Source organism: Bradyrhizobium daqingense, assembly GCF_021044685.1.
GTDB classification, from domain to species: Bacteria; Pseudomonadota; Alphaproteobacteria; order Rhizobiales; family Xanthobacteraceae; genus Bradyrhizobium; species Bradyrhizobium daqingense.
This window is the reverse complement of sequence record NZ_CP088014.1, coordinates 4,216,685-4,239,652: the sequence shown is the minus strand read 5'-3', so window position 1 is coordinate 4,239,652 and position 22,968 is coordinate 4,216,685. Positions and strand designations below refer to the sequence as shown.

The 22,968-nt window shown below is 63.1% G+C and carries 20 protein-coding genes and 3 pseudogenes; 5 read left to right on the top strand and 18 right to left on the bottom strand.

Annotated elements, in window-relative coordinates; all coding sequences use genetic code 11:
- Positions 1 to 9: 9 nt before the first annotated feature.
- The 8 genes and pseudogenes from LPJ38_RS19870 to aceE form a co-directional block, all read right to left on the bottom strand.
- Positions 10 to 401 (bottom strand): annotated as a pseudogene (locus LPJ38_RS19870) (acyl-CoA thioesterase).
- Between the two features lie 9 nt (positions 402 to 410).
- Positions 411 to 1,136 carry an acetoacetyl-CoA reductase gene (gene phbB, locus LPJ38_RS19865; RefSeq protein WP_145639806.1) on the bottom strand — a complete coding sequence of 242 codons (726 nt, stop codon included), beginning with the start codon at positions 1,134 to 1,136 and terminating at the stop codon, positions 411 to 413.
- Positions 1,137 to 1,250: 114 nt separating this feature from the next.
- Positions 1,251 to 2,422, bottom strand: a pseudogene (locus tag LPJ38_RS19860) (acetyl-CoA C-acetyltransferase).
- A gap of 48 nt (positions 2,423 to 2,470) precedes the next feature.
- Positions 2,471 to 3,841: a dicarboxylate/amino acid:cation symporter gene (locus LPJ38_RS19855; protein ID WP_145639817.1), complete on the bottom strand. Its 1,371-nt coding sequence runs from the start codon at positions 3,839 to 3,841 to the stop codon at positions 2,471 to 2,473.
- Positions 3,842 to 3,866: 25 nt separating this feature from the next.
- Positions 3,867 to 4,856 (bottom strand): TAXI family TRAP transporter solute-binding subunit, encoded by a 990-nt coding sequence (locus LPJ38_RS19850; protein ID WP_231088346.1) that lies wholly within the window; start codon positions 4,854 to 4,856, stop codon positions 3,867 to 3,869.
- Positions 4,857 to 4,889: 33 nt separating this feature from the next.
- A complete protein-coding gene (gene lpdA, locus LPJ38_RS19845; protein ID WP_145639820.1) occupies positions 4,890 to 6,635 on the bottom strand; it encodes a dihydrolipoyl dehydrogenase in 1,746 nt (581 codons plus the stop codon).
- A gap of 16 nt (positions 6,636 to 6,651) precedes the next feature.
- Positions 6,652 to 8,217, bottom strand: coding sequence for a dihydrolipoyllysine-residue acetyltransferase (locus tag LPJ38_RS19840; RefSeq protein ID WP_145639822.1), 1,566 nt, complete (start codon positions 8,215 to 8,217; stop codon positions 6,652 to 6,654).
- Between the two features lie 23 nt (positions 8,218 to 8,240).
- The gene (aceE, locus tag LPJ38_RS19835) at positions 8,241 to 10,928 is read right to left on the bottom strand and encodes a pyruvate dehydrogenase (acetyl-transferring), homodimeric type (protein ID WP_158644790.1); all 2,688 of its coding nucleotides are present in this window, start codon (positions 10,926 to 10,928) and stop codon (positions 8,241 to 8,243) included.
- 570 nt (positions 10,929 to 11,498) lie between these two features.
- On the opposite strand from aceE, the gene lipA reads away from it, so the two are divergent.
- Complete coding sequence (gene lipA, locus LPJ38_RS19830; protein ID WP_145639828.1) at positions 11,499 to 12,482, top strand: lipoyl synthase; 984 nt, start codon at positions 11,499 to 11,501, stop codon at positions 12,480 to 12,482.
- Positions 12,483 to 12,580: 98 nt separating this feature from the next.
- On the opposite strand, the gene LPJ38_RS19825 is transcribed toward lipA, so the two are convergent.
- Positions 12,581 to 13,123 (bottom strand): Lrp/AsnC family transcriptional regulator, encoded by a 543-nt coding sequence (locus LPJ38_RS19825; protein ID WP_145639830.1) that lies wholly within the window; start codon positions 13,121 to 13,123, stop codon positions 12,581 to 12,583.
- Between the two features lie 137 nt (positions 13,124 to 13,260).
- Between LPJ38_RS19825 and hppD the strand changes: the two genes are divergently transcribed.
- Both hppD and LPJ38_RS19815 read left to right on the top strand, forming a co-directional pair.
- Positions 13,261 to 14,364: a 4-hydroxyphenylpyruvate dioxygenase gene (gene hppD, locus LPJ38_RS19820; RefSeq protein WP_145639832.1), complete on the top strand. Its 1,104-nt coding sequence runs from the start codon at positions 13,261 to 13,263 to the stop codon at positions 14,362 to 14,364.
- Positions 14,365 to 14,573: 209 nt separating this feature from the next.
- Positions 14,574 to 15,000, top strand: a pseudogene (locus LPJ38_RS19815) (ABC transporter permease); the annotation flags it as partial.
- Between the two features lie 216 nt (positions 15,001 to 15,216).
- Here LPJ38_RS19815 and LPJ38_RS19810 read toward each other — a convergent pair.
- The 3 genes from LPJ38_RS19810 to LPJ38_RS19800 form a co-directional block, all read right to left on the bottom strand.
- A complete protein-coding gene (locus tag LPJ38_RS19810; protein ID WP_145639834.1) occupies positions 15,217 to 15,537 on the bottom strand; it encodes a 4Fe-4S dicluster domain-containing protein in 321 nt (106 codons plus the stop codon).
- Positions 15,534 to 15,725, bottom strand: a complete 192-nt coding sequence (locus LPJ38_RS19805; RefSeq protein WP_231088345.1) for a hypothetical protein — start codon at positions 15,723 to 15,725, stop codon at positions 15,534 to 15,536. The genes LPJ38_RS19810 and LPJ38_RS19805 overlap by 4 nt, the downstream gene beginning before the upstream one ends.
- Positions 15,726 to 16,149: 424 nt before the next feature.
- The gene (locus LPJ38_RS19800) at positions 16,150 to 16,320 is read right to left on the bottom strand and encodes a hypothetical protein (protein ID WP_231088344.1); all 171 of its coding nucleotides are present in this window, start codon (positions 16,318 to 16,320) and stop codon (positions 16,150 to 16,152) included.
- A gap of 62 nt (positions 16,321 to 16,382) precedes the next feature.
- Between LPJ38_RS19800 and LPJ38_RS19795 the strand changes: the two genes are divergently transcribed.
- Together LPJ38_RS19795 and LPJ38_RS19790 are read left to right on the top strand one after the other, a co-directional pair.
- Entirely contained in the window at positions 16,383 to 16,892 is a 510-nt protein-coding gene (locus tag LPJ38_RS19795; RefSeq protein ID WP_145639836.1) for an Lrp/AsnC family transcriptional regulator, read from the top strand.
- Between the two features lie 101 nt (positions 16,893 to 16,993).
- Positions 16,994 to 17,854: an alpha/beta hydrolase gene (locus LPJ38_RS19790; RefSeq protein ID WP_145639838.1), complete on the top strand. Its 861-nt coding sequence runs from the start codon at positions 16,994 to 16,996 to the stop codon at positions 17,852 to 17,854.
- Positions 17,855 to 17,971: 117 nt separating this feature from the next.
- On the opposite strand, the gene LPJ38_RS19785 is transcribed toward LPJ38_RS19790, so the two are convergent.
- The 6 genes from LPJ38_RS19785 to LPJ38_RS19760 all read right to left on the bottom strand — a co-directional run bounded on the left by LPJ38_RS19785 (position 17,972) and on the right by LPJ38_RS19760 (position 22,934).
- On the bottom strand, positions 17,972 to 18,328 hold the full coding sequence (locus tag LPJ38_RS19785) for a Rieske (2Fe-2S) protein (RefSeq protein WP_231088343.1): 357 nt from the start codon (positions 18,326 to 18,328) through the stop codon (positions 17,972 to 17,974).
- Positions 18,321 to 19,025 carry an ABC transporter ATP-binding protein gene (locus tag LPJ38_RS19780; RefSeq protein WP_167520669.1) on the bottom strand — a complete coding sequence of 235 codons (705 nt, stop codon included), beginning with the start codon at positions 19,023 to 19,025 and terminating at the stop codon, positions 18,321 to 18,323. Before LPJ38_RS19780 ends, LPJ38_RS19785 begins: the two co-directional genes overlap by 8 nt.
- Positions 19,018 to 19,800 (bottom strand): ABC transporter ATP-binding protein, encoded by a 783-nt coding sequence (locus LPJ38_RS19775; protein WP_167520670.1) that lies wholly within the window; start codon positions 19,798 to 19,800, stop codon positions 19,018 to 19,020. The genes LPJ38_RS19780 and LPJ38_RS19775 overlap by 8 nt, the downstream gene beginning before the upstream one ends.
- The gene (locus LPJ38_RS19770; protein ID WP_145639846.1) at positions 19,800 to 20,846 is read right to left on the bottom strand and encodes a branched-chain amino acid ABC transporter permease; all 1,047 of its coding nucleotides are present in this window, start codon (positions 20,844 to 20,846) and stop codon (positions 19,800 to 19,802) included. The genes LPJ38_RS19775 and LPJ38_RS19770 overlap by 1 nt, the downstream gene beginning before the upstream one ends.
- Positions 20,843 to 21,715, bottom strand: coding sequence for a branched-chain amino acid ABC transporter permease (locus LPJ38_RS19765; protein ID WP_167520671.1), 873 nt, complete (start codon positions 21,713 to 21,715; stop codon positions 20,843 to 20,845). The genes LPJ38_RS19770 and LPJ38_RS19765 overlap by 4 nt, the downstream gene beginning before the upstream one ends.
- A 64-nt stretch (positions 21,716 to 21,779) precedes the next feature.
- On the bottom strand, positions 21,780 to 22,934 hold the full coding sequence (locus LPJ38_RS19760; RefSeq protein WP_145639848.1) for an ABC transporter substrate-binding protein: 1,155 nt from the start codon (positions 22,932 to 22,934) through the stop codon (positions 21,780 to 21,782).
- Between the last annotated feature and the right edge of the window lie 34 nt (positions 22,935 to 22,968).

The window sequence follows — 22,968 nt, the reverse complement described above, 5'->3', positions numbered from 1 at the left end:
GATTGGTCGTTACTGCTCGTCTCGATTGGCCGGAATCGGCGCAGGTCGTCCCTCGGCATCCAGTGCAACGAAGGTGAAGATGCCCTCCGTCACTTTCACACGTTCCCCAGGCGCCTGCGCAACGCCCAGGCCTCCAGGCGGATCACCAGCGATGTGCGCCCGACACGCTCGGGCGACGCGTAGACACACAGGACATCCCCGACATGGACCGGCTTGATGAAATGCATCGCCTCGATCGCCACCGTGGCGACGCGCCCTTGCGCCCGCTGGCCGGCATGAATGCCGCCCGCGATGTCCATCTGCGAGAGCACCCCGCCGCCGAAAATGTCGCCGCTCGGATTGGCGTCCGCCGGCATGGCGAGCGTTCGCGTCGTGAGATCCCCTCGTGGATGGCTCGACATCGCGGTCGCTCACGCCATGTGCTGGCCGCCGTTCGCCGATATCGTCGAGCCCGTGATGAAGCCGGCGTCGTCTGATGCCAGGAACACGACCACTCGCGCGATCTCATGCGGCTCGCCCAAGCGGCCGACGGGGATCTGCGGCAGGATGTTCTTGGCCACCACCTCCGGGTTGATCGCCTTGACCATCTCGGTTGCGATATAGCCCGGGCAGATGGTGTTGACCGTGATGCCGGCGCGCGCGCCCTCCTGGGCTAACGCTTTCACGAAGCCGATGTCACCCGCCTTGGCGGCGGAATAGTTGACCTGGCCCATCTGCCCCTTCTGACCGTTGATCGAGGAGATGCAGATGACCCGGCCGAACTTGCGCTCGCGCATGCCTTCCCATACGGGCCGCGTCATGTTGAACAACGAGTTCAAGTTGGTATTGATGACCGCGTACCATTGCTCTGGCGTCATCTTGTGGAACATGCCGTCTTTGGTGATCCCGGCGTTGTTGACGAGCACGTCCACCGGCCCGAGATCCGCTTTGACCTGCTTCAGGCCGGCGGCGCAAGCCTCATAGTTCGACACGTCCCATTTGTAGACGTTGATGCCGGTCTCGCTCTTGAACTTGGCGGCGGCTTCGTCATTGCCTGCGTAGCTCGCGGCAACCTTGTAGCCGGCCTCCTTGAGCGCAATCGAGATTGCTTCACCTATGCCGCGCGTTCCGCCGGTCACCACCGCAACCCTGGACATGATCCTCTCCTGATTCTGATTTGGTTCGTCTTGTATTGCCTCGGCTCTCGCGAGCCTCGGTCGGTCGCGGACGGCGTGTGCCGTCCGCAATTGCCTTGCAAGCTCGAGCCTGGCCTAGCGCTCGACCGTCAGGGCGACGCCATGCCGCCGCCGATGCAAAGCGTGGCAAGGCCCTTTTTGGCGTTGCGCTTCTGCATCTCGAACAGCAGCGTCGTCAGCACCCGCGCGCCGGAGGCGCCGATCGGATGGCCGATGGCGATGGCACCGCCATTGACGTTGACGATCGACGGATCCCAACCCATGTCCTTGTTGACGGCGATGGCCTGCGCCGCGAAGGCTTCATTGGCCTCGACGAGATCAAGATCCTTGACCTTCCAACCGGCCTTCTCGAGCGCCTTGCGGGACGCCGGGATCGGGCCGGACCCCATCACCGCCGAGTCCACCCCCGCGGTGGCCCAGGAGACGATCTTTGCGAGCGGCGTGAGGCCCCGCTGTTTGGCTTCATCCGCGCTCATCAACACCAGCGCAGCCGCGCCGTCGTTGATGCCCGAGGCGTTGCCGGCGGTCACGCTGCCTTCCTTGTTGAAAGCGGGCTTCAGCTTGGCAAGCGCCTCCTGGGTGGTGCCGGCTCGGACGTATTCGTCCTGGTCCACGACGACGTCGCCCTTCCGGGTCTTGACCGTGACGGGCACGATCTCGTCCTTGAACCGGCCGGCTTTCTGCGCGTCCTCGGCCTTGTTCTGCGAGGCGGTAGCGAAAGCGTCCTGCTCTTTCCGGGTAATCTGCCATTTGGCGGCGATGTTCTCGGCCGTGACGCCCATGTGATAGCCGTGGAACGCATCCATCAAGCCATCCTTCAGCATCGAGTCGATGAACTTGACGTCGCCCATCTTGGTGCCGTTGCGCAGATGCGACAGATGCGGGGCCATCGACATGGACTCCATGCCACCGGCAACGATCACCTTGGCATCACCGTTGGCGATCTGCTGCAGACCCAGCGCGACCGATCGCAGGCCCGAGCCGCAGAGCTGGTTCATGCCCCACGCCGTCTTCTCCTGCGGAATGCCCGCTGCCATCGCGGCCTGACGCGCCGGATTCTGCCCCTCGCCGCCGGCAAGGACCTGGCCGAGAATGACCTCGTCAACATCTTCAGGCACGACTTTGGCGCGCGCCAAAGCGCCCTTGATCGCCACCGCCCCGAGCTCATGTGCGGTGAGCGAACCGAACGCTCCGTTGAAGGAACCAACCGGCGTCCGCGCGGCCGACACAATCACTACTTCAGTCATGATCAACTCCTCGTTTGACGTTCGCATCACCCTCTGCCGCTATCACGGTCAAGCGACCACCGGCCGCGGCACGCCTGCTTCGATCTCGTCATCCGCAATCTTCACGGACTCCGGGTCATCAGCTTCGCGATCGCTCTCCTGGTTCAGGCGTCGATGGAGCATTTTTTCATCAAGCGCCCCTTCCCATTTGGCGACGACGACTGTCGCGACGCCGTTTCCAATGAGGTTGGTGAGCGCGCGCGCTTCGGACATGAAGCGGTCGATGCCGAGGATCAAGGCGATGCTCGCGACCGGGATCGTCCCCACGGAGGCAAGTGTCGCGGCCAGAACGATGAAGCCGGATCCCGTGACGCCAGCGGCGCCTTTGGACGTCAGGAGCAGAACGCCAATGATGCCGAGCTCTTGCCAGATCGTCAGAGGCGTATTGGTCGCTTGCGCCAGGAAGATCGCGGCCATCGTCAGGTAAATACAGGTGCCGTCCAGATTGAACGAGTAACCCGTCGGAATGACCAAGCCGACGACCGACTTTTCGCAGCCAAGGTTTTCGGTCTTTGCGATCATACGCGGCAGCACCGATTCCGACGACGACGTGCCAAGCACGATCAGAAGCTCTTCCTTGATATATCGGATGAACTTGAGAATTGAGAAACCGCTAAGGGCGGCAACGGTGCCGAGCACGACGAAGATGAACAGCAAGCATGTTACGTAGAACGCCAGCATGAAGTTTGCCAACGAGACCAGCGTCGCCACCCCGTACTTGCCGATCGTGAACGCCATTGCGCCGAACGCTCCGATCGGCGCGACTTTCATGATGTAACCCACGATCTTGAAGAACACGTGGCTCACGACATCGATCAGCCGCAGCACGCCCTCACCGTGTTGACCGAGCGCTTGCAAGCCGAATGCAAACAGGATCGCAAAGAACAACACTTGCAGAATTTCACCGTTGGCAAAGGCACCGACGACCGTCGACGGGATGATATCCATCAGAAACTGGACCGTGCCCTGCTCCTTCGCTTTCGCCGTGAAGGCCGCGATCGATTTCGTATCGACGGTCGACAGGTCGACGTTCATGCCTGCGCCGGGCTTCCACAGATTGATGACGATAAGCCCGATGATCAGCGCCGCCGTCGTCAGCACTTCGAAATAGATCAGTGCTTTCAAACCAACACGTCCGACCTTCTTCATATCGCGCATGCTGGCAATACCATGCACGACCGTGAAGAAGATGATCGGCGCAATGATCATCTTGATGCACTTGATGAACGCATCGCCGAGCGGCTTCATCTGCTCGCCGAGATGAGGATAAAAATGACCCAGTAGTATGCCGCATGTGATTGCGGCCAGAACCTGCACGTAGAGATGCTGGTACCACTTTGCGGAATGGTGACCATCCGTCGTTGCTGCTGCCGTTGCCATGTTCTGTTGCTCCTTAAGCTTCTTCTCAGTCCGAATGCGCAACGCCAGGCGTAACCTTGCTGCGATACCAACTGACCGCACCGCCATGCAGCGGAATGAAGTTGTTGCGCGTGATGTTCGAGGGAATCGTTTCCGCCGCCGCCGGATGAAACTCGATCATCCGCTCGTTGTTGGCGAACACGGTGTCGACGATGGCCTTAACCAGATCGTCAGGAAGAGCCTTGTGCGCGACGGCAAAATTGAACAGGCCGACGGTCTCGTAACGACGCCGTAAGGTAGGATACGAGCCCGCGGCGACAACGGATGCGGAGAGCTCCGGCATCGTCAGGCGCAGCATTGCGATCTCCTGCCGCGTGAGAGGCACGTAGCGCACCTTCGCCTTTCGCTCGATATCGATAAACATCGGCACCGGTACGCCGGCGCCAACCACGAGCGCATCGATGCCTCGCGCCAACGACTTCTCCGCAAGCTCCGACCAATCGCCGTGAACGAGGGTGGCCTCGATCTTCAGCGCCTTCAGGAACTCGGGAAAGTAGGCGGCGGTGGTGCCGCCTTCGGGCCCGACGCCAATGCGCTTGCCGGCGAACTCGGCAAACGATTGAATCGGCGAGTCACCGAGCACTTGAAACTGGAACGGCGTATCGTACATCGCGAACATCGCGCGCATGTTTCGGTACTGCCGCCCGTCGGTCCAGGCAGCGCTGGCGTTCCAGGCTTGCAACGCCACTCCATGTGTGACGAAGGCCAATTGAATTTCACCGGTCTCAAGCAGCTTGATATTCTCAACCGGGCCGCCAGTTGGTCGCGCAACCACCGCGATGCCGAGCTCTCGCGAGAGCAATCGCGCCAGCCCTTCGCCATAGGCGTAATAGGTGCCGCCTTCCGACGCGGTGCCGAGCGTGAGCACCTGGGGCCAATGCGCCTCCGCCGCCGACGCCAACCTGGGCTGAAGCAGAACAAAGGCTAGAAGGACGAGAACTCGCCACGCTCTTGAAACCATGACCGTCTCCTTCACCTCTGCCCTCTCACTGCCCGTAACACGCTTGTATCACGACTTCTTCTTTTGCGGCGGCAGATCGGTGCAGTGGCCTTCGAAGACCTCTGCAGCCATGCCGATTGACTCGCCGAGCGTGGGATGCGGATGAATGGTCTTGCCGATATCCGCCGGTTCACAACCCATCTCGACCGCAAGGCAGATTTCGCTGATGAGATCTCCTGCATGCGTACCGACGATTCCGCCGCCGATGACACGGTCAGTCGCAGTATCGAACAGCAGCTTCGTAAAACCCTCGTCGCGGCCGTTGGCGATGGCGCGGCCGGATGCCGCCCACGGGAACACCGACTTGCCGAACTTGATCCCCTCGGCCTTGCACTGATCCTCCGTCTTGCCGGCCCAGGCGACTTCGGGATCGGTGTAGGCGACGGACGGAATCTGGCGCGCGTCGAAATACGCCTTTTCGCCGTGCGCGACCTCGGCGGCGACGTGGCCTTCATGGACAGCCTTGTGCGCCAGCATCGGCTGTCCCACGATGTCTCCGATCGCATGGATATGCGGCACGTTGGTGCGCATCTGCCTGTCGACATTGATGAAGCCGCGGTCGGTGACGGCGATACCGGCCTTCTCGGCGCCGATGTTCTTGCCGTTCGGGCTTCGCCCGACCGCCGCCAGGACCAGGTCATAGAGCTGCGGCCCGGCGGGAGCCTGCTCGCCCTCGAAGCGCACTTCGATGCCGGCGTCGGTTGCTTTTGCGCCCACGGTCTTGGTCTTCAGCATCACCTTGTCGAACCGGCGGGCGTTCAGCTTCTCCCAGACCTTGACTAGGTCACGGTCGGCGCCCTGCATCAGCCCGTCGAGCATTTCGACGACGTCGATGCGCGCGCCGAGCGTCGAATAGACCGTCGCCATTTCGAGCCCAATGATGCCGCCGCCGATCACCAGCATGCGCTTGGGAATCGATTCCAGAAGCAGCGCACCGGTCGAATCGACGATCCGCGGATCGTCGGGGAGGAAGGGCAGCTTCACTGCCTGGCTGCCCGCAGCGATGATGGCCTTGGCGAACCTGATCGTCTTCTTGCCACTCGCCGAGACGACTTCGAGATGATGCGGATCGAGGAAGCCACCGACGCCGGTCACGACCTCGACCTTGCGGGCCTTTGCCATGCCGGCAAGGCCGCCGGTCAGCTTCTTGATCACGCCATCTTTGAATCCGCGCAGCTTGTCGAGGTCGACCTGCGGCGCACCGAAGGTGATGCCATGGTCGGGAAGATGCTTGACCTCGTCGATCACCGACGCGGTGTGCAGCAGCGCTTTGCTCGGGATGCAGCCGACGTTGAGACAGACGCCGCCGAGCTTATCGTAACGCTCGACCAGCACGGTCTTCATGCCGAGATCGGCGGCGCGGAAGGCGGCGGAGTAACCGCCGGGACCGGCACCCAGCACCAGCATGTCGCATTCGAGCTCCGCCTTGCCGGAATGGGACGAGGCGACAGGCGCAACGGGTGGCGTCGCGGCGGCCGGCGGCGATGCCGGTGCGGGCGCGGCTGCGGCCGCGGCTCCCGTCGTCTCCAGCACGAGGATGACGGATCCCTCGCTGACCTTGTCGTCGACCTTGACCCTGACGTCCTTGACGATTCCGGCGTGCGAGGATGGGATCTCCATCGAGGCCTTGTCGGACTCGACCATGATGAGGCTGGTGTCGACCGCGACGGTCTCGCCGGCCTTCACCATCACCTCGATGACGGCGACGTCCTTGAAGTCGCCGATGTCAGGAACCTTGACTTCGATCTGAGCCATACTGCGTTCCCCAACCTCAGAACAACACGCGCCGCAGATCGGCGAGCACATTGGCGAAATAGACGTTGAAGCGCGCGGCCGCCGCGCCGTCAATGACGCGGTGGTCCCAGGAGAGCGACAGTGGCAAGGTCAGACGCGATGTCCAGGTTTTGCCGTCCGCTGAATGCTGCTTCCAGTAGCCTTTGCAGACGCCCATGATCGCGACCTCGGGCGCGTTGATGATCGGTGTGAAATAGATCCCGCCGATGCCGCCGAGCGAGGAGATCGAGAAGGTGCCGCCCTGCATCTGGTCTGGCTTGATCTTGCCCTCGCGCGCCAGTTTGGCGAGCGCGTTCATCTCGTTCGCGATGTCCGGGATCGATTTCTTGTCGGCGTCGCGAATGACCGGCACCATCAGGCCGTTCGGCGTGTCTGCCGCAAAGCCGATGTGCCAATAGTTCTTGTAGACGAGCGTGTCGCCGTCGAGGCTGGCGTTGAATTCCGGAAACTTCTTCAGCGCCGCGACGGCCGCCTTCACCATGAACGGCAGCAGCGACAGCTTGACGCCGCTCTTCTCCAGCTCCTTGTTCATCTTCACCCGGAACTGTTCGAGTTCGGTGATGTCGGCCTCGTCGTGGGTGGTGACGTGCGGGATGACGACCCAGTTGCGGTGCAGATTGGCCGCCGAGATCTTCTTGATGCGACCGAGTTCCTTGCGCTCGACCGGACCGAACTTGGCGAAATCGATCTTGGGCCAGGGCAGCAGATCGACGCCGCCGACGCCGCTTCCGCCTGCGCTAGCGGCCTGCGGCTTGGCGATTGCAGCCCCACCCTTGGCAAAGGCCTCGACGTCCTCGCGCTGGATGCGGCCGCGATTGCCTGTACCCTTGACCCTGCCGAGATCGACGCCGAGCTCGCGCGCCAGCTTGCGAACCGCGGGGCCGGCATAGGCCAGTGCGAACGCCTTCTCGTCCACGGCACCCGCCTGCGCCGCGGGGGCAGCAGCAGGCGTCGGTGACGCAGGCGCCGGCGTGGCAGCTGTCGGCGCGGCCGACGCTCCCTCGCCGGTCGCGAGCACGAGAATGACCGCGCCCTCGCTGACCTTGTCGCCCATCTTCAGCTTGATCTCGCGCACGGTGCCCGAGAGCGGCGCCGGCACTTCCATCGTCGCCTTGTCCGACTCGAGCGCAATCAGCGGATCCTCCGCCTTCACGCTGTCGCCGGGCTTCACGAAGATCTCGATGACCGGAACGTCCTTGAAGTCGCCGATATCGGGGACGCGCACCTCTGCGACGCCAGCCGGCGCACTGACCGGCGACGGCGGAGCGCTGACGACCGGCCGCGCCTCGGCCTGCTCGGCGCCCGCGCCATCGAACTGCACGATCACAGTGCCTTCGCTGACCTTGTCGCCGATCTCGACGACTACCGATTTCACCACGCCTTCACGGGGCGACGGCACCTCCATGGTCGCCTTGTCGGATTCGAGTGCAACCAGAGGATCTTCCGCCTTCACCCTGTCGCCCGGCTTGACGAAGACCTCGATCACCGGAACGTCCTTGAAGTCGCCGATGTCGGGAACCTTGATGTCGATCAGACCACTCATCGCTCTGCCCTCGGCTCGCTGTCTCACACGGTCCATGGCGCAGCGCGCCCGGCGTCGATCTGGTACTTGGCGATGGCTTCCGCGACGATGACAGGCTTGATCGTGCCTTCGTCAGCGAGCGCCTTGAGCGCGGCGATGGCGACGTAATGCCGGTCGACCTCGAAAAACTTGCGCAGCTTGACGCGAAAGTCGCTGCGGCCAAAACCGTCGGTGCCGAGCACGACGTAGCGGCGTCCGGCCGCCTGGACATATTCGCGGATCTGGTCGGGGTAGTTGCGCATGTAGTCGGTCGACGCCACGACCGGACCCGGATGCGTTTCGAGCTGCGCTTCGACCCAGCTCTTTCGGCGCGGCTCCGTCGGGTGCAGCAGATTCCACCGTTCCGTGGCCATGCCGTCGCGACGCAGCTCGTTGAAGCTCGTCGCGCTCCAGATGTCGGCGGTCACGCCGAAATCCGCCTTGAGCAGGTCGGCGGCCGCAATCACCTCGCGCAGGATCGTGCCCGAGCCGACGAGCTGGACGCGAAGTCCCCTCTTCGATGTCTCGCCGCCGTTCTTGAGGAGATAAAGCCCCTTGAGAATTCCCTCTTCTGCTCCCTTGCCCGCTTCGGCGAGCGAGGGATGCGGATAGTTCTCGTTCATCAGCGTGATGTAGTAGTAGACGTCCTCCTGCGCTTCGTACATGCGGCGCATGCCCTCGCGCACGATGGTCACGACCTCGTAGGCGAAGGTCGGATCGTAGGAGATGCAGTTCGGGATGGTGCCGGCAAGCACGTGGCTATGGCCGTCTTCGTGCTGCAAGCCTTCGCCGTTCAGCGTGGTGCGGCCGGCGGTGCCCCCGAGCAAAAATCCCCGCGCGCGCATGTCGCCGGCGAGCCAGGCGAGGTCGCCGACGCGCTGCAATCCGAACATCGAATAGTAGATGTAGAACGGGATCATCGGCACGTCGTTCGTCGAGTAGGACGTTGCCGCGACGATCCAGCTCGACATGGCGCCGCCTTCGTTGATGCCCTCCTGAAGCACCTGCCCGGTCTTGTCCTCGCGGTAGTACATCAGCTGGTCGGCGTCCTGGGGACGGTAGAGCTGGCCGACCGACGAATAGATGCCGAGCTGGCGGAACATGCCCTCCATGCCGAAGGTCCGGGATTCATCGGGCACGATCGGCACGATGTGCTTGCCGATCGCCTTGTCGCGCACCAGCGCGCCGAGCATCTGCACGAACGCCATCGTGGTCGAGATTTCGCGGTCGCCGGTGGCATCGAGCAGCCGCTGGAACGTCGACAACGGCGGAATTTGCAAGGACGCGGATTTGCGCCGGCGTTGCGGCAGGCTGCCGCCGAGCTTCTCGCGCTGAGCGCGCAGATACTTCATCTCCGGACTGTCTTCCGCCGGACGGATGAACGGCACCTTGGCCAGCTCATCGTCGCTGACCGGCACCTGGAAGCGGTCGCGGAAACCGCGCAGCGCGTCCTGTGTCATCTTCTTGGCCTGATGCGCGATCATCTGACCTTCGCCGGACTCGCCCATGCCGTAGCCTTTGACGGTCTTGGGCAGAATGACGGTAGGCTGTCCCTTGTGGTTCACCGCCGCGGTATAGGCCGCGAACACCTTCTCCGGATCGTGACCGCCCCGCGCAAGTTTCCAGATCTCGTCGTCGCTCATGTCGGCGACGAGCTGCTTCAGCTCGTCGTACTTGCCGAAGAAATGCTCGCGGATATAGGCGCCGCTCTTGCTCTTGAAATCCTGGTACTCGCCGTCGACGCATTCCTCCATACGCTTCAGCAGCAACCCGCTCTTGTCGTTCGCCAGCAGCCGATCCCAGCCCGATCCCCACAGCACCTTGATGACGTTCCAGCCGGCGCCGCGGAAAACGCTTTCGAGCTCCTGAACGATCTTGCCGTTGCCGCGCACCGGCCCGTCGAGCCGCTGCAGGTTGCAGTTGATGACGAAGATCAGATTGTCGAGGTTCTCGCGGCCCGCGAGCGAGATCGCGCCGAGCGATTCCGGCTCGTCGGTTTCACCGTCACCCATGAAGGCCCAGACCTTGCGGTTCGCGGTCTCCGCCAGCTTGTGGTTCTCCAGATATTTCAGGAACCGGGCCTGATAGATCGCCATCAGCGGCCCTAGCCCCATCGAGACCGTCGGGAACTGCCAGAAATCCGGCATCAGCCAGGGATGCGGATAGCTCGACAGGCCCTTGCCGCCGGTCTCCTGCCGGAAGCCGAGCAGCTGATCCTCACTCAACCGCCCTTCGAGAAACGCCCGCGCGTAGATGCCGGGCGAACAGTGGCCCTGAACGAAGATCAGATCGCCGCCGTGTTCTTCCGTCGGCGCATGCCAGAAATGGCCGAAGCCGATGTCATAGAGCGTGGCGGCGGACTGGAAGCTCGCGATGTGCCCGCCGAGCTCCGAGCTTTCCTTGTTGGCGCGCAGAACGATGGCGAGAGCATTCCACCGGATGATGGACCGCAGCTTGTGCTCGATGGCGCGGTCGCCCGGCAGAGCCGGCTGCTGATCCAGCGGAATCGTGTTGCAATAGGGCGTCGTCAGCGTCTGCTGAATAGCGAGGCCGCCACCGCGCGCGGCGGCAATGACTGCGTTGACGACGAATTCGGCGCGCTCGCTACCGCGGTGACCTCGGATCGCCGACAGGGCGTCGAGCCACTCGCGGGTCTCCTGCGGATCCAAATCGTGCGCGTCCGCGACTGTCATTACTCTCTCCCTTGCATGCCAAGCAGAAGTCAGGCGTCATCGTTCATTGCGCCGCCTCGGGATGGAGGCGCGCGATGCCACGCAGGCGATATGCCCGTTGCTCTAGTTTAAAGATGGAGTGCTGGCTGGCATTTGAACGTTCCCCTCGCCGTGCTTGTTCTGATCTGCTTATTCTTTTGCAGCCGTCTAAGCAGCATTCGTGCCAGACCTCGAAGACGCCTAACTATCGCGCACATGCCCTTAATTTTACTCAGGATTGTCGGTCAGCCGCCCGACGGCGCCGCCATGATCGGCCGGCATTCGTCTGAAGCTCCGGAAAACGGGCCACTGGTTCCGCCCGAAAGATCGGACCCGTTGAGCTGGCCGGCAAATGCGGGCGTTGCCGGTAGGAGCGGCCGCGAACGCGAGCCATGGGGCGGGACAGCAGCCGGCGCGTGCGTGCATGACGATTTGACTAACGCAGCACGAACAACGAATGTCTGCAGCCGGACAGTCTTTGCATTTTCGCGCACGTCAATTCGCCAGCGTTGAATCCTCCGCGCCTTTCTTGCGCAACACGAGGTTGCCCAAATGACCGTCGTACTCGATCTCCTCGACAAGGATCCGCGCGCGAAGCTGCGACCGGACGCGCCGCGCCATCCGGAGAAGGTGAACCGTCCGGAGACGCCCCTGCAGCGCAAGCCGGCGTGGATCCGCGTGAAGGCGCCGGGCTCAGACGCCTGGGCCGAGACCCGACGCATCGTGCGCGAGAACAAACTCGTAACCGTGTGCGAGGAAGCGTCCAGCCCGAATATCGGCGAGTGCTGGGCGAAGAAGCACGCGACCTTCATGATCATGGGGGACACCTGCACGCGCGCCTGCGCATTCTGCAACGTGCGGACCGGCCTGCCCGGCCCGCTCGACGCTGATGAACCCGCCAAGATCGCCGAAGCCGTTGCCAAGCTTGGGCTCGAGCATGTCGTCGTCACGTCGGTCGATCGCGACGATCTTGCCGATGGCGGGGCGGCACACTTCGCTGCGACCATCGCCGCGATCCGCGCGGCGAGCCCGGCAACCTCGATCGAGATTCTGACGCCGGACTTTCTGCGCAAGCAAGGCGCGCTCGAGACGGTCGTGGCGGCGAAACCGGACGTGTTCAATCACAATATGGAAACGGTGCCGTCAAAATATCTGGCGGTGCGCCCGGGGGCGCGCTACTTCCATTCGGTCCGACTGCTGCAACGCGTAAAGGAGCTCGATCCGCAGATCTTCACCAAGTCCGGCATCATGGTTGGCCTCGGCGAGATCAGGAGCGAGGTGCTGCAATTGATGGACGATTTGCGCTCCGCAGACGTCGACTTCCTGACCATCGGCCAGTATCTGCAGCCCACGCGAAAGCATCACCCCGTGGTCAGCTTCGTGACGCCCGACGAATTCGACGCTTATGAGAAGACCGCCTATGCCAAGGGCTTCTTGCTCGTATCTGCAACACCGTTGACGCGCTCTTCCCATCACGCCGGCGATGATTTCCGCAAACTGCGCGCCTCAAGTCGACATCAGCAAACGCCGACATAGTAAACATGGATTAGTGTTGCTTGATAATCGACAGACCCTGGCCTTCCGAGTCAAGACTTCGCCGACGATGCTCAAGCCGCAGAACAGGCTTAAACGTCTCAAGCCTTTCTAGGTCGTCGACGCCCTTCGCCGCGCGCTCGAGAATTCATCGCCGGACGAGGCTTGCTTGTCTCGACAGGTATCAGGTGTCCTAACGGCAACCGAGCGGTTTGCTTCAGGCAATCGAGAACGATGGATGAGCGCACGTGCGCGACGCTGTCGTGCGGCAGAAATACGTCGTTGAGGAGTCGCGAGAGCGCCTTGAGGTCGGTGATCGTGATCTTGATCAGATAGTCTGCTTCGCCGGTGAGCGCGTACGCCTCCTGCACCTCCTCCAGGCTCTCGATCAACTTGGAGAAGCGCCTCGAATTGTCCGGCGAGTGGGTCGCAAGCGTCACCTGCACGAAGACGACGATGCCGAGCCCGAGCGCCCCGCGGTCGAGGTGAGCGTGGTAGCTTGCGATCGTCCCAGCATCTTCGAGCGCGGCCCGGCGCCGCGAGCACTGGGAGGACGACAGGCCCACGACATCGGCCAGTTCAAAATTCGACAGGCGTCCATTGGACTGAAGCGCTTGTAGCAGTTTTACATCAAACTGATCCATGCATGATCCTTGCGAGAATTCGTCAATCTCCGCATGTTTCACGCATCAGCCGCGTCTGTCGAGCGGATTTTGCGGAGATCGTGCAGCGGATCGGCAGTATATTTCTTCCGATCACATTCCATGCCAGGAGCGCGACATTGGGTCCCTTCCCTCACGATGCCCCACCCGCCACGATTTCGGCTGCCAACCCGGCCGGTACCGACGGCTTCGAGTTCGTCGAGTTCGCCCATCCCGAGCCTCAGAAGCTCGCCAGGCTCTTCGAGCAAATGGGCTATACCGAGGTCGCCCGGCACAAGACCAAGGACATTTCCATCTGGCGCCAGGGCAAGATCAATTACGTCTTGAACCGCGAACCGAATTCCCATGCCGCCCGCTTCGTGGCCGAGCACGGCCCTTGCGCTCCGGCCATGGCCTGGCGCGTCGTCGATGCCAAACATGCCCTGAAGCGCGTCCTCGACCTCGGCGGCACCGAATACACCGGCAGTGACAAATCACTCGGCGTACCTGCCGTTGTCGGGATCGGTGGCTCCCTCCTGTATCTGGTCGAGACTTATGGCGCGAAGGGCTCACCCTATTCCGCCGAGTACGACTGGACCGGCGAGGTCGATCCCACGCCGAAAGGCGTCGGCTTCTATTATCTCGATCACCTCACGCACAACGTGATGCGCGGCAATATGGACACCTGGTACAAGTTCTACAGCCAGACGTTCAATTTCCGAGAGATCCGTTACTTCGACATCTCGGGCAAGCTTACGGGCTTGACGTCGCGCGCGCTGACCTCTCCCTGCGGCAAGATCCGCATCCCGATCAACGAGAGCGCCGACGACAAAAGCCAGATCGAGGAATATCTGCGCCAATACAAGGGCGAAGGCATCCAGCACATCGCCGTCGGCACGGACGACATCTATTCGGCAACCGATGCGATTGCCACTCGCGGGCTCGAGTTCATGCCGGGGCCGCCAGCGATCTACTACGACAAGTCGTTCGATCGCGTTAAGGGGCACACCGAGCCGCTCGAGCGCATGCGTAAGTACGGGATACTCATCGACGGCGAAGGTGTCGTCGATGGCGGACAGACTCGCATCCTGCTCCAGATCTTCTCGAAGACCGTGATCGGGCCAATCTTCTTCGAATTCATCCAGAGAAAGGGGGACGATGGCTTCGGCGAGGGCAACTTCAAGGCCCTGTTCGAGAGCATCGAGGCGGATCAGATCCAGCGCGGCGTGCTCAAGGCGTCTTGAGCTAATCGCAGGCAACAACGGGGACAATAGATTGGGTTCAGCTGGAAAGCGTCCGGCACGGGAAAGTGCGCCTTCAATCGCCAAGGGCAATGAAGGATATATATCGGGATTTGGCAATGGCTTCGAGAGGGAGGCGCTGGCCGGCGCGCTACCGGTCGGGCGCAAAGGCCCGTAAAAGTACCCGCACGGCCTCTCTGCCGAGCAACTCGGGAACGCCGAGCCTCATCTTCGTCATCGTTCACTCGGTGCTGTGGCCGGTAGCCCTCGCCTGCTATGGCGGCTTCCTCGCGGTGCCGCCGACTTTGCGGATGGCCGGCCGCAATCTCGGCCTCTCCGGCGGCCGGTTCGTCGCGGAGATCCTGGTGCCTGCGGCCTTTCCCCAGATCCTATCGGGCTTGCGGATCGGCTGGGCATTCGCCTGGCGCACGCTGATCGCGGCCGAGCTGGTGTTCGGGGTCAGTGCCCGCTCCGGCGGCATCGGCTGGTTCATCTGCACCAGCCGCGCGCAACTGGAGACCGCGAGCGTCTTCGCCGGGCTGCTCACGGTGATCCTGATCGGTCTGCTCGTGGAAGGCGTAATCTTTTCGGAGCCTGACACGGATCACTGTGCAACGCTGGGGCCAGGTTCAAACCTAGGTGTGGCTGGTCGTTCCGATCGGTCCTAACGGTGAAGATGCGGGAACGCAGAGCGGTCGGCCAGATACCGCAGTATCCGCTTCGACGAAGCGCCGGTCGTCGATCGCGTTACAGTGCGGGCAGACGAAGGACCGGGTACCCAGGGTCTTCAAATCCCGGCTTCAACAGGAACAGGCGGTCTCCACTCCTGGCGCGCTCCGCAAGACGACATGATCTTCAATGGCCGAACAGCCGGTAGCTGCGATCTGCATCGCGCAGGTGTCGGCTCTCGGCGGTCCAGCCCACCGCGCGCCGATAGCTGCCAAGCAGAGCCGCCTCCTTGACGGCTTCCACATCGACCGCTTGCGGGACGTCAGCAAACGGCGAGACGAACAGCGCGTCCTCCGGACAGTAGAGCTCGCACAGGAAGCAGGTCTGGCAATCGCCTTGGCGCGCGATCCTGGGAATGCCGTCGGTCTTGTCGAACACGTTGGTCGGGCACACGTTGACGCAGATGTCGCAAGCCGTGCACCGCTCAGTATCGATGATCTCGATCATTCGGCAGCCTCGGCGTAGTGGGCGGAAGGCAGCGGCTGCGCCGAGGTCCACACCTCGTCGAGACCTCCCGTCGTCACATAATGGCGATAGCGATTGTCCAGATCGGGATAATCATCGCGGCGATGCATTCCCCAGCTCTCCTGACGCGCCAGCGTGCTGCGATACATCCAGCGCGCGGTCGCAAGCATAGCGGCGGCCTGACGCGCGCGCAGCAGCTCCTGCTCGTCCGGCGCAAACGTCCGGCCTCGCGGAAGTAATTCAGCTCATAGGGAAACACCTCGCCCTGGACGCTTGGGGCGAGCGCACCGCCCTGCAACGGCCGCCCGTTACGGGAGCGCAAACCGACAGTGCCCCGTCGGAACACCTGACGCCCGGCCGTGGCGCCCAGCTGGCGCGCGAATTCGGCGGCGCCCTGCCCGGCCCAATACCCCGAAGACATCGCCCAGGCGGCATTGTGGCTACCGCCGCCGGTAAAGCCACCGCAGATCAGCTCGCGCGTCGCGGCATCGCCTGCGGCATAGAGGCCTGGAACCGTCGTCGCGCAACTGTCGTCAATGATCCGCAAGCCCCCGTGCCGCGAACCGTGCCTTCGAGACGCAGCGTGATCGGGAATCACTGCGTGAAGGGGTCGATGCCGGTCCGGTCGAACGGGAGGAAGAAATCCGGCTGCGATACCCGCATGTGTCGCTGCGTCTCGGCATCGGCCTCGTCGAGCTGAGCGTAGACCGCGCCCTTGCGCAGCGCCCGTGCAATCACCGAGCGTTCTTCCTGTTCGGGCCCCACGGCTGAAAACCCAACCCAAGCGGCGCCCCCCGAGCTTCCACTGACACAAAGGTAATCAGACAATGACCGACGCTGCGTTGCAGCTCGCCGAAACCGGCCGCCGTCTCGACGCCATCGACCGCAAGATCCTGACGGTGCTTCAGGAGGATGCCTCGCTCTCGGTGGCTGAAATCGGCGACCGCGTCGGCCTGTCGTCAACGCCGTGCTGGAAGCGCATCCAGCGGCTGGAAGCCGACGGCGTGATCCTGAAGTGCGTCGCCCTGGTCGACCAGAACAAGATCGGCCTCGGCCTTTCGATATTCGCCTCCGTGGAGAGCTCCGATCACTCCGATGCCTGGCTGAAGCGTTTTGCCGCGGCGGTCAGCGCCATGCCCGAGGTCATGGAATTCTACCGGATGGCCGGCGATGTCGACTACATGCTGCGTGTCGTCATTCCGGACATGCCGAGCTACGATGTGTTCTACAAGAAGCTGATCCACACCGTGCCACTGAAGAACGTCACCTCGCGCTTTGCGTTGGAGAAGATCAAGTCGATCACCGCGCTGCCGATTCCGCCGGTAGCGGTGGATTGAAACGGTTTTGCTTCCATGGCACCAACACGGGGCAGTCGAGAGTACGCTCGGCAGCACGTCGCGAGAGACGAGGATGCCTTCAGGGCCGCATCGGAGCGATTATGGTTGAGAATGCTCATTCGACAGGTCTGCCGCTCGATCCCCGCTCCGCATGGTCGGGGCTGTCCCGGGCAGAACGCGACGCCGCCTATGACAACAACGCGGCCGTCAAGAACAGCGCGGCCCTGATCGCCGAACGGAACGAGGCCTCCGGCCGGCTGCGAGGCACGCTGAAATCCCATCTCGATCTGGCCTACGGTCAGCGGGCGAACAACAAGATCGATCTCTACCCGGCTGCCAGGCCTGAGGCGCCATGCCTGGTGTTCCTGCATGGCGGCTATTGGCAGCGCAATTCGCGCGAATTGTTCGCCATGCTCGTCGAAGGCGTCGCCGCCCATGGCTGGTCGGTTGCGATTCCCGGCTATTCGCTGGCGCCGGAGGTGTCGCTCACCGACATCGTCGCCGAAGTCCCGCGCGCGCTCGACTGGCTCGCCGCCAATGGCCCGTCCTATGGCGTTGCCGGACCGGTCGTCTTGTCGGGATGGTCTGCCGGCGGCCATCTCGCAGCGATGGCGCTGGACCATCCGAGTGTCCATGCGGGACTGGCGATCTCAGGCGTGTACGAGCTCGCGCCCATCCGCGATACCGGCCTCAACAACGCGCTGAAGCTGACCGATGAGGAAATCGCCGCGCTGTCGCCGCTGCGCCTGCCCGTCACGCCGAAGCGGCTCGACATCGCCTATGGCAGCGACGAGCTGCCGGCGCTCGTGTGCGATTCCATCAATCTCCACGACAAACGCGTGGCGGCGAAGGCGCCCGGCAAGCTCATTCCGGTCGAGGGCGCCGACCATTTCACCATTCTCGAGGCCCTGCGGCGACCAGACGGGGTCCTCGTCGACGCCGTCCGCCGGTTGCTGGACTAGCTTACGAAAACAACCCCATGCACAGTAGGGATGCCTTTGTTTTCAAAGACGATTTTTACAGTCAGGTCGACACCATCGATCCTTTGACACGTCGGGCAAAACAGGAGCAGGATGCCATCATCGCGGCGCTTGCTGCTCCCGCGCGTCCACGCAGATTTGTCCGCCCGTGATCCGTATCGGGTAAAGCCGCAGCGGCGGGCTCGGCCATCCCCGATCGATCGCTCCGTCGCGCAAATCGAACGATGCCGCGTGACGCGGACAGAACAGCCGGCCGGCTCTCACCTCTCCGAGAGCCAGATCTGCCTGTTCATGCGGACAAGCGCGGTCGCATGCGACGACATTGCCGTCGTTCCAGATCACCAGCAGGTCGAGGCTTGCGACGTTCACGCGAATGATGGTGTCGGCTCTCAGCCGGTCGAGATTGCAGACCGGCGTCCAGCCGACACCGGCTGAAGCGGCGGCATCCTCATCCACCGAGGTAGGCCTTGCGCACATGCTCGTTCGCGATCAACTCGGCGCCGGCGCCGGACAGCACGATACGGCCACTCTCCAACAGGTAGGCATAGTCGCACATCTCCAGCGCGGCAAACGCATTCTGCTCCACCAGCAACACCGTGGTGCCGGCGTCGCGGATGCCGCGGATGATCGCGAAGGTGCGCTCGACGATGTTGGGCGCGAGCCCGAGCGACGGCTCGTCGAACATGATCAGCCGCGGCCGCGACATCAGCGCCCGGCCGATCGCGAGCATCTGCTGCTCGCCGCCCGACAGCGTGCCCGCGGCCTGCCGGCGCCGCTCGGCGAGTCGCGGAAACTCCGCGTAGATGCGGTCGCGGTCGGCTGCGATCTCGCCTGAACCACGACGGAGGTAGGCCCCCATGTCGAGATTTTCCTCGACGCTCATGTGCGGAAACACGCGCCGCCCCTCCGGACAATGCGCGATGCCGCTCGCCAGCACGCGCGGCGGCCTTGCCCCAGTGATGTCGATGCCCTCGAAGCGCATTTGTCCTGCGCGCGGCGGCACGAGGCCGGAAATCGCGCGCAGCGTCGTGCTCTTGCCGGCGCCGTTGGCGCCGATCAGGGCAACCAGCTGGCCGGCCTTCACGTCGAGCGAGATGCCGCGCAATGCGGTGACGCCGCCGTACCCACACACCATGTCCCGGATCTCAAGCACGTCCCGCTCCATGTCCGAGATAGGCTTCGATGACTGCCGGATCGTTGCGGATCACGTCGGGGGGCCCTTCCGCGATGATGCGGCCGTAGTTGAGCACCACGATACGGTCGGAGACGGTCATCACCATCGGCATGTCGTGCTCGACCAGGAGGATGGTGATGCCCCGGTCGCGGATGCTGCGGATCAGCTCGACGAAGCGGTGGGTTTCCGAGGCGTTCATGCCCGAGACGGGCTCGTCGAGCAGCAGCATCGATGGCTCTGCCGCCAGTGCCAGCGCGACGCCGACGAGGCGCTGCTCCCCATAGGACAGCGAGCCGGCCGCGTCATGGGCACGGCGTTCGAGCCCGACCCATTCGAGCAACTCGCCCGCGCGTTGCCGCAGTCTGCGCTCGGAGGCGCGCGCGCCCGGCAGACCGAGGATGGAGTCGAGCAGCCGAACCCGGCCTTGTCGATGCAGGCCAATCAGGATGTTGTCGTAGACGGTGTCATTCGGGAAGACGCTGGTGCGCTGGAAGGTGCGGATCAGGCCGAGATCCGCGATCTCATGCGGCTTCAGGCCGGCGAGCGCAGTGTTGCGATAGGTCACGCGGCCCGCGCTCGGCGTCAGAAAGCCGGTCATGACGTTGAAGGCGGTGGTCTTGCCAGCGCCGTTCGGCCCGATCAGACTGACGATCTCGCCCTCGCCCACGGTGAAGCTCATGTCGGAGATCGCGACCAGACCCCCGAAGCGGACCGCGACCTGGTCGATGGTCATGGCAACGCTGCGCGCCGTCATCACGCCGGCTCCTTGGCAGCGGTTTCCGACAGAGCGACCGGCGCCAGGGCTCCCCCTCGGCTCCGTCGCCGGCCAAGTCGCAGCGCCAGCGAGGGAACGATGCCGCGCGGCAACACGAACAGGATCGCGATGAGCACGCCACCATAGGCGATCCATTGCGCCTCCGGCGCCATGACGGGACGCAGTGCGACCGGCAGCAGCCCAAAGATAAGACCGCCGATGACAGGACCAGCGAGCGAACCCTTGCCGCCGCTGATGACCATGATCACCATGGTGACAGTGTTGATGAAGGCAAACACTTCAGGATCGATGATCCGGATGTAGTGCGCATAGAGGCTGCCGGCCGCACCCGCGATCGCCGCCGAGATGACCGCTGCAATCGTCAGCGTCCTGGTCACGTCGATGCCGACGGAAACGGCGAGCGTCTCGTTCTCCATCAGCCCGCGCATTGCACGGCCGAAATGGGAATGAACGAGGCGCGCGATCAGAAGATAGGCGATGAGTGCCACCACCAGCACGAGGTAGTAGTTGTGCATTTTGGTGCGAAGGGTCAATTCACCGAAGCCGGGCAAAGGCAACGCGATAGACGGGATGTTGGTCAGCGCCAGCGGCCCTTGCGTCAGCTCGACCCAATTCAGCGCAACCAAACGGACGACCTCTGCAAAGGAGATCGTCACAATGACGAAATAGGCGCCGCGGACGCGGAACGAGAGAAGGCCGACGAAATAGCCGCACAATCCGGCAATCAGGATCGCCAGCACGAAGCCCGCGATCGGAGGCCAGGGGGCGTGGACCAGACGGAAATCCCCGGGCAGGCCGATATCGAAGCCGAGCGATGTCAGCGCGCTGACATAGGCGCCGATGCCGAAGAAGGCGATGTGACCGAGGCTGAGCTGGCCGGTGAAGCCGAGCAGCAGATTAAGGCTCATCGCGCCGATGACGAAGATGCCGGTCGTGATCAGCGCGTTGAGGAGATAGGGATCGCGCAGCCAGAGCGGCACCGAGGCGAGCGCTGCGACCGCGAGGACGGTGACGGCTATCCTCATCCGACGCGCTCCGCGCGTGCGAACAGGCCGGTCGGCCGGAAGATCAGGACCGCAATGATGATCAGGAAGCCCATGGCATCGCGATAGCCTGATGAGACGTAGCCGGCGCCGAGCTCCTCGGCGAGCGCCAGGATGAAGCCGCCGATCACCGCGCCGGTAATGTTGCCGAGCCCCCCGAGTATGACGATGGCGAAGGCCTTGACGGCGGCGAGATCGCCCATCTGCGGGAAGATCACGTAGACCGGTCCGAGCAGCGCGCCCGCCGCCGCGGCAAGGCTGGAGCCGATCGCGAAGGTCGAGGTGTAGATCATGTCAACATTGACCCCCATCAGCGAGGCCGTGTCGTGGTCCTGGAACGTCGCCCGCATCGCCCGGCCGAGACTGGTCTTGTTGATCAGGAGATACGTCACGAGGATCAAGAGCGCCGCGGCGGCAAGAACGAACAGCCGCAACCAGGAAACCGACACTGGTCCGAGCACCAGCGGCGCCTCGGGAAATGGCGCCGTCACCGATTTGGCGACGCCACCCCAAATCCACAGCGTGCCCGATTGCATCGCGATCCAGGCGCCGATCATGACCAGCATCGTGGTGTCGATGTCGGAGCCACGCAGCGGCCGCAGCAAGGTCAGCTCGATCGCCGCTCCCAACAGCCACCCGGCCAGCACGGCCACGGGCAAGGCCAGGAAGAAATTCAGGCCGAGCTGCTGCACCACGATGAACATGATGTAGGCGCCGAACGTGTAGAGCATGCCATGCGTGAAGTTCACGACGTTCATGATGCCGAAGATCAAGGTCAGCCCGATGCCCAGCAGGGCATAGGTGCCGCCGAGCACGAGCATGTTGATCAGATGCTGGAGAAATTCGCTCAAAGCCGTTCCCGCATGATTGGCAATGCGGCGAGAGCGGCGAATGTGCCGCCCTCGCGCTGATGACTCAGAGGGTCTTCATTTCGATCTTGCCGTCGTTGATCTCGATGAGATAGACGTTCGGCTGGCTCTGCCCGCTCTCCTTGCCCGCAGGGCCGGACTTGCGGAACACGATGTCGCCGTTCAGCCCCTTGATGTTGATGTCCCAGAGCGCAGCCTTGATTGCCGCAGGCTCGGCCTTCCCCGCCTTCTCGATCGCGGCCGCCGCCGTGCGGATACCGTCATAGCCGCGGAAGCTTTCGGTGCAGCCGGCAAAGTCGAAGCCGCGCTTCTTCCATTCCGTAATGAAATAATTGGTGGCCTCGGGGTTCGGCGTCTTCTCCGGAAACCAGGGCAGGAAGGTGGTCAGGTGCATGGTGCCGTTGGCGGCAGCTCCGGCCTGGGCGATGATCTGGTCCGGATTCTGCGAGCCGCCGGTGGTGATGATGCGCTTCTTCAGGCCGAGCGCCGCAGCCTGCTTGAAGATCAGGGTGAGCTGATCGACCGCGCTGGTGACGATCACCGTTTCGGATTCGGAGCTCTTGATCTTGGAGAGCTGCGCGCTCATGTCCTGTGCGCCCTGGTCCATGGTCTCGACCAGGCCGACGGCGATTCCCTTCTCCTTCATCATCTTGCTGAAATCCTCGGCGGTGCCGCGACCCCAATCATTGTTGATGACGAGGAAGTCGACCTTCTTCAGCGCGAGCTTGTCGACGATGCCCTTGAACGCCGCAGCCTCGATCGCCGAGGGCGGCGAGATGCGGAAGATGAAGGGATTTCCCGTCGTCGTGATCTTGCCGGAGGACGAGGTCTCCACCACCATCGGCGTTTCGTATTCCATCAGCTTCGGCATCACGGCGAGCGTCAGGCTCGAGCCCCAGGCGCCCATCAGCACCGGCACCTTGTCGCTGGTGATGAGCTTTTCGGCGACGGCGGCCGCTTCCGTCGGGTTGCTCTTGTTGTCCTCGATCACCAATTCGATCTTCTTGCCGAGGATGCCGCCCTTGGCGTTGATCTCGTCGGCGGCGATCTTGGCGCCGTTGACGACGTAGGTGCCAGACGCTGCAAAAGCACCAGTGAGCGGCTCGTTGACGCCGATCTTGATGGTCTGCGCTCCTGCCGTTGCGCCGAACAAGGCCGTCGCCAGTGCGATGGCCGGAACCAGTCCGAGTGTTCGTGTCATATCATCTCTCCAAATCCAACGCTGTTGATCGTAA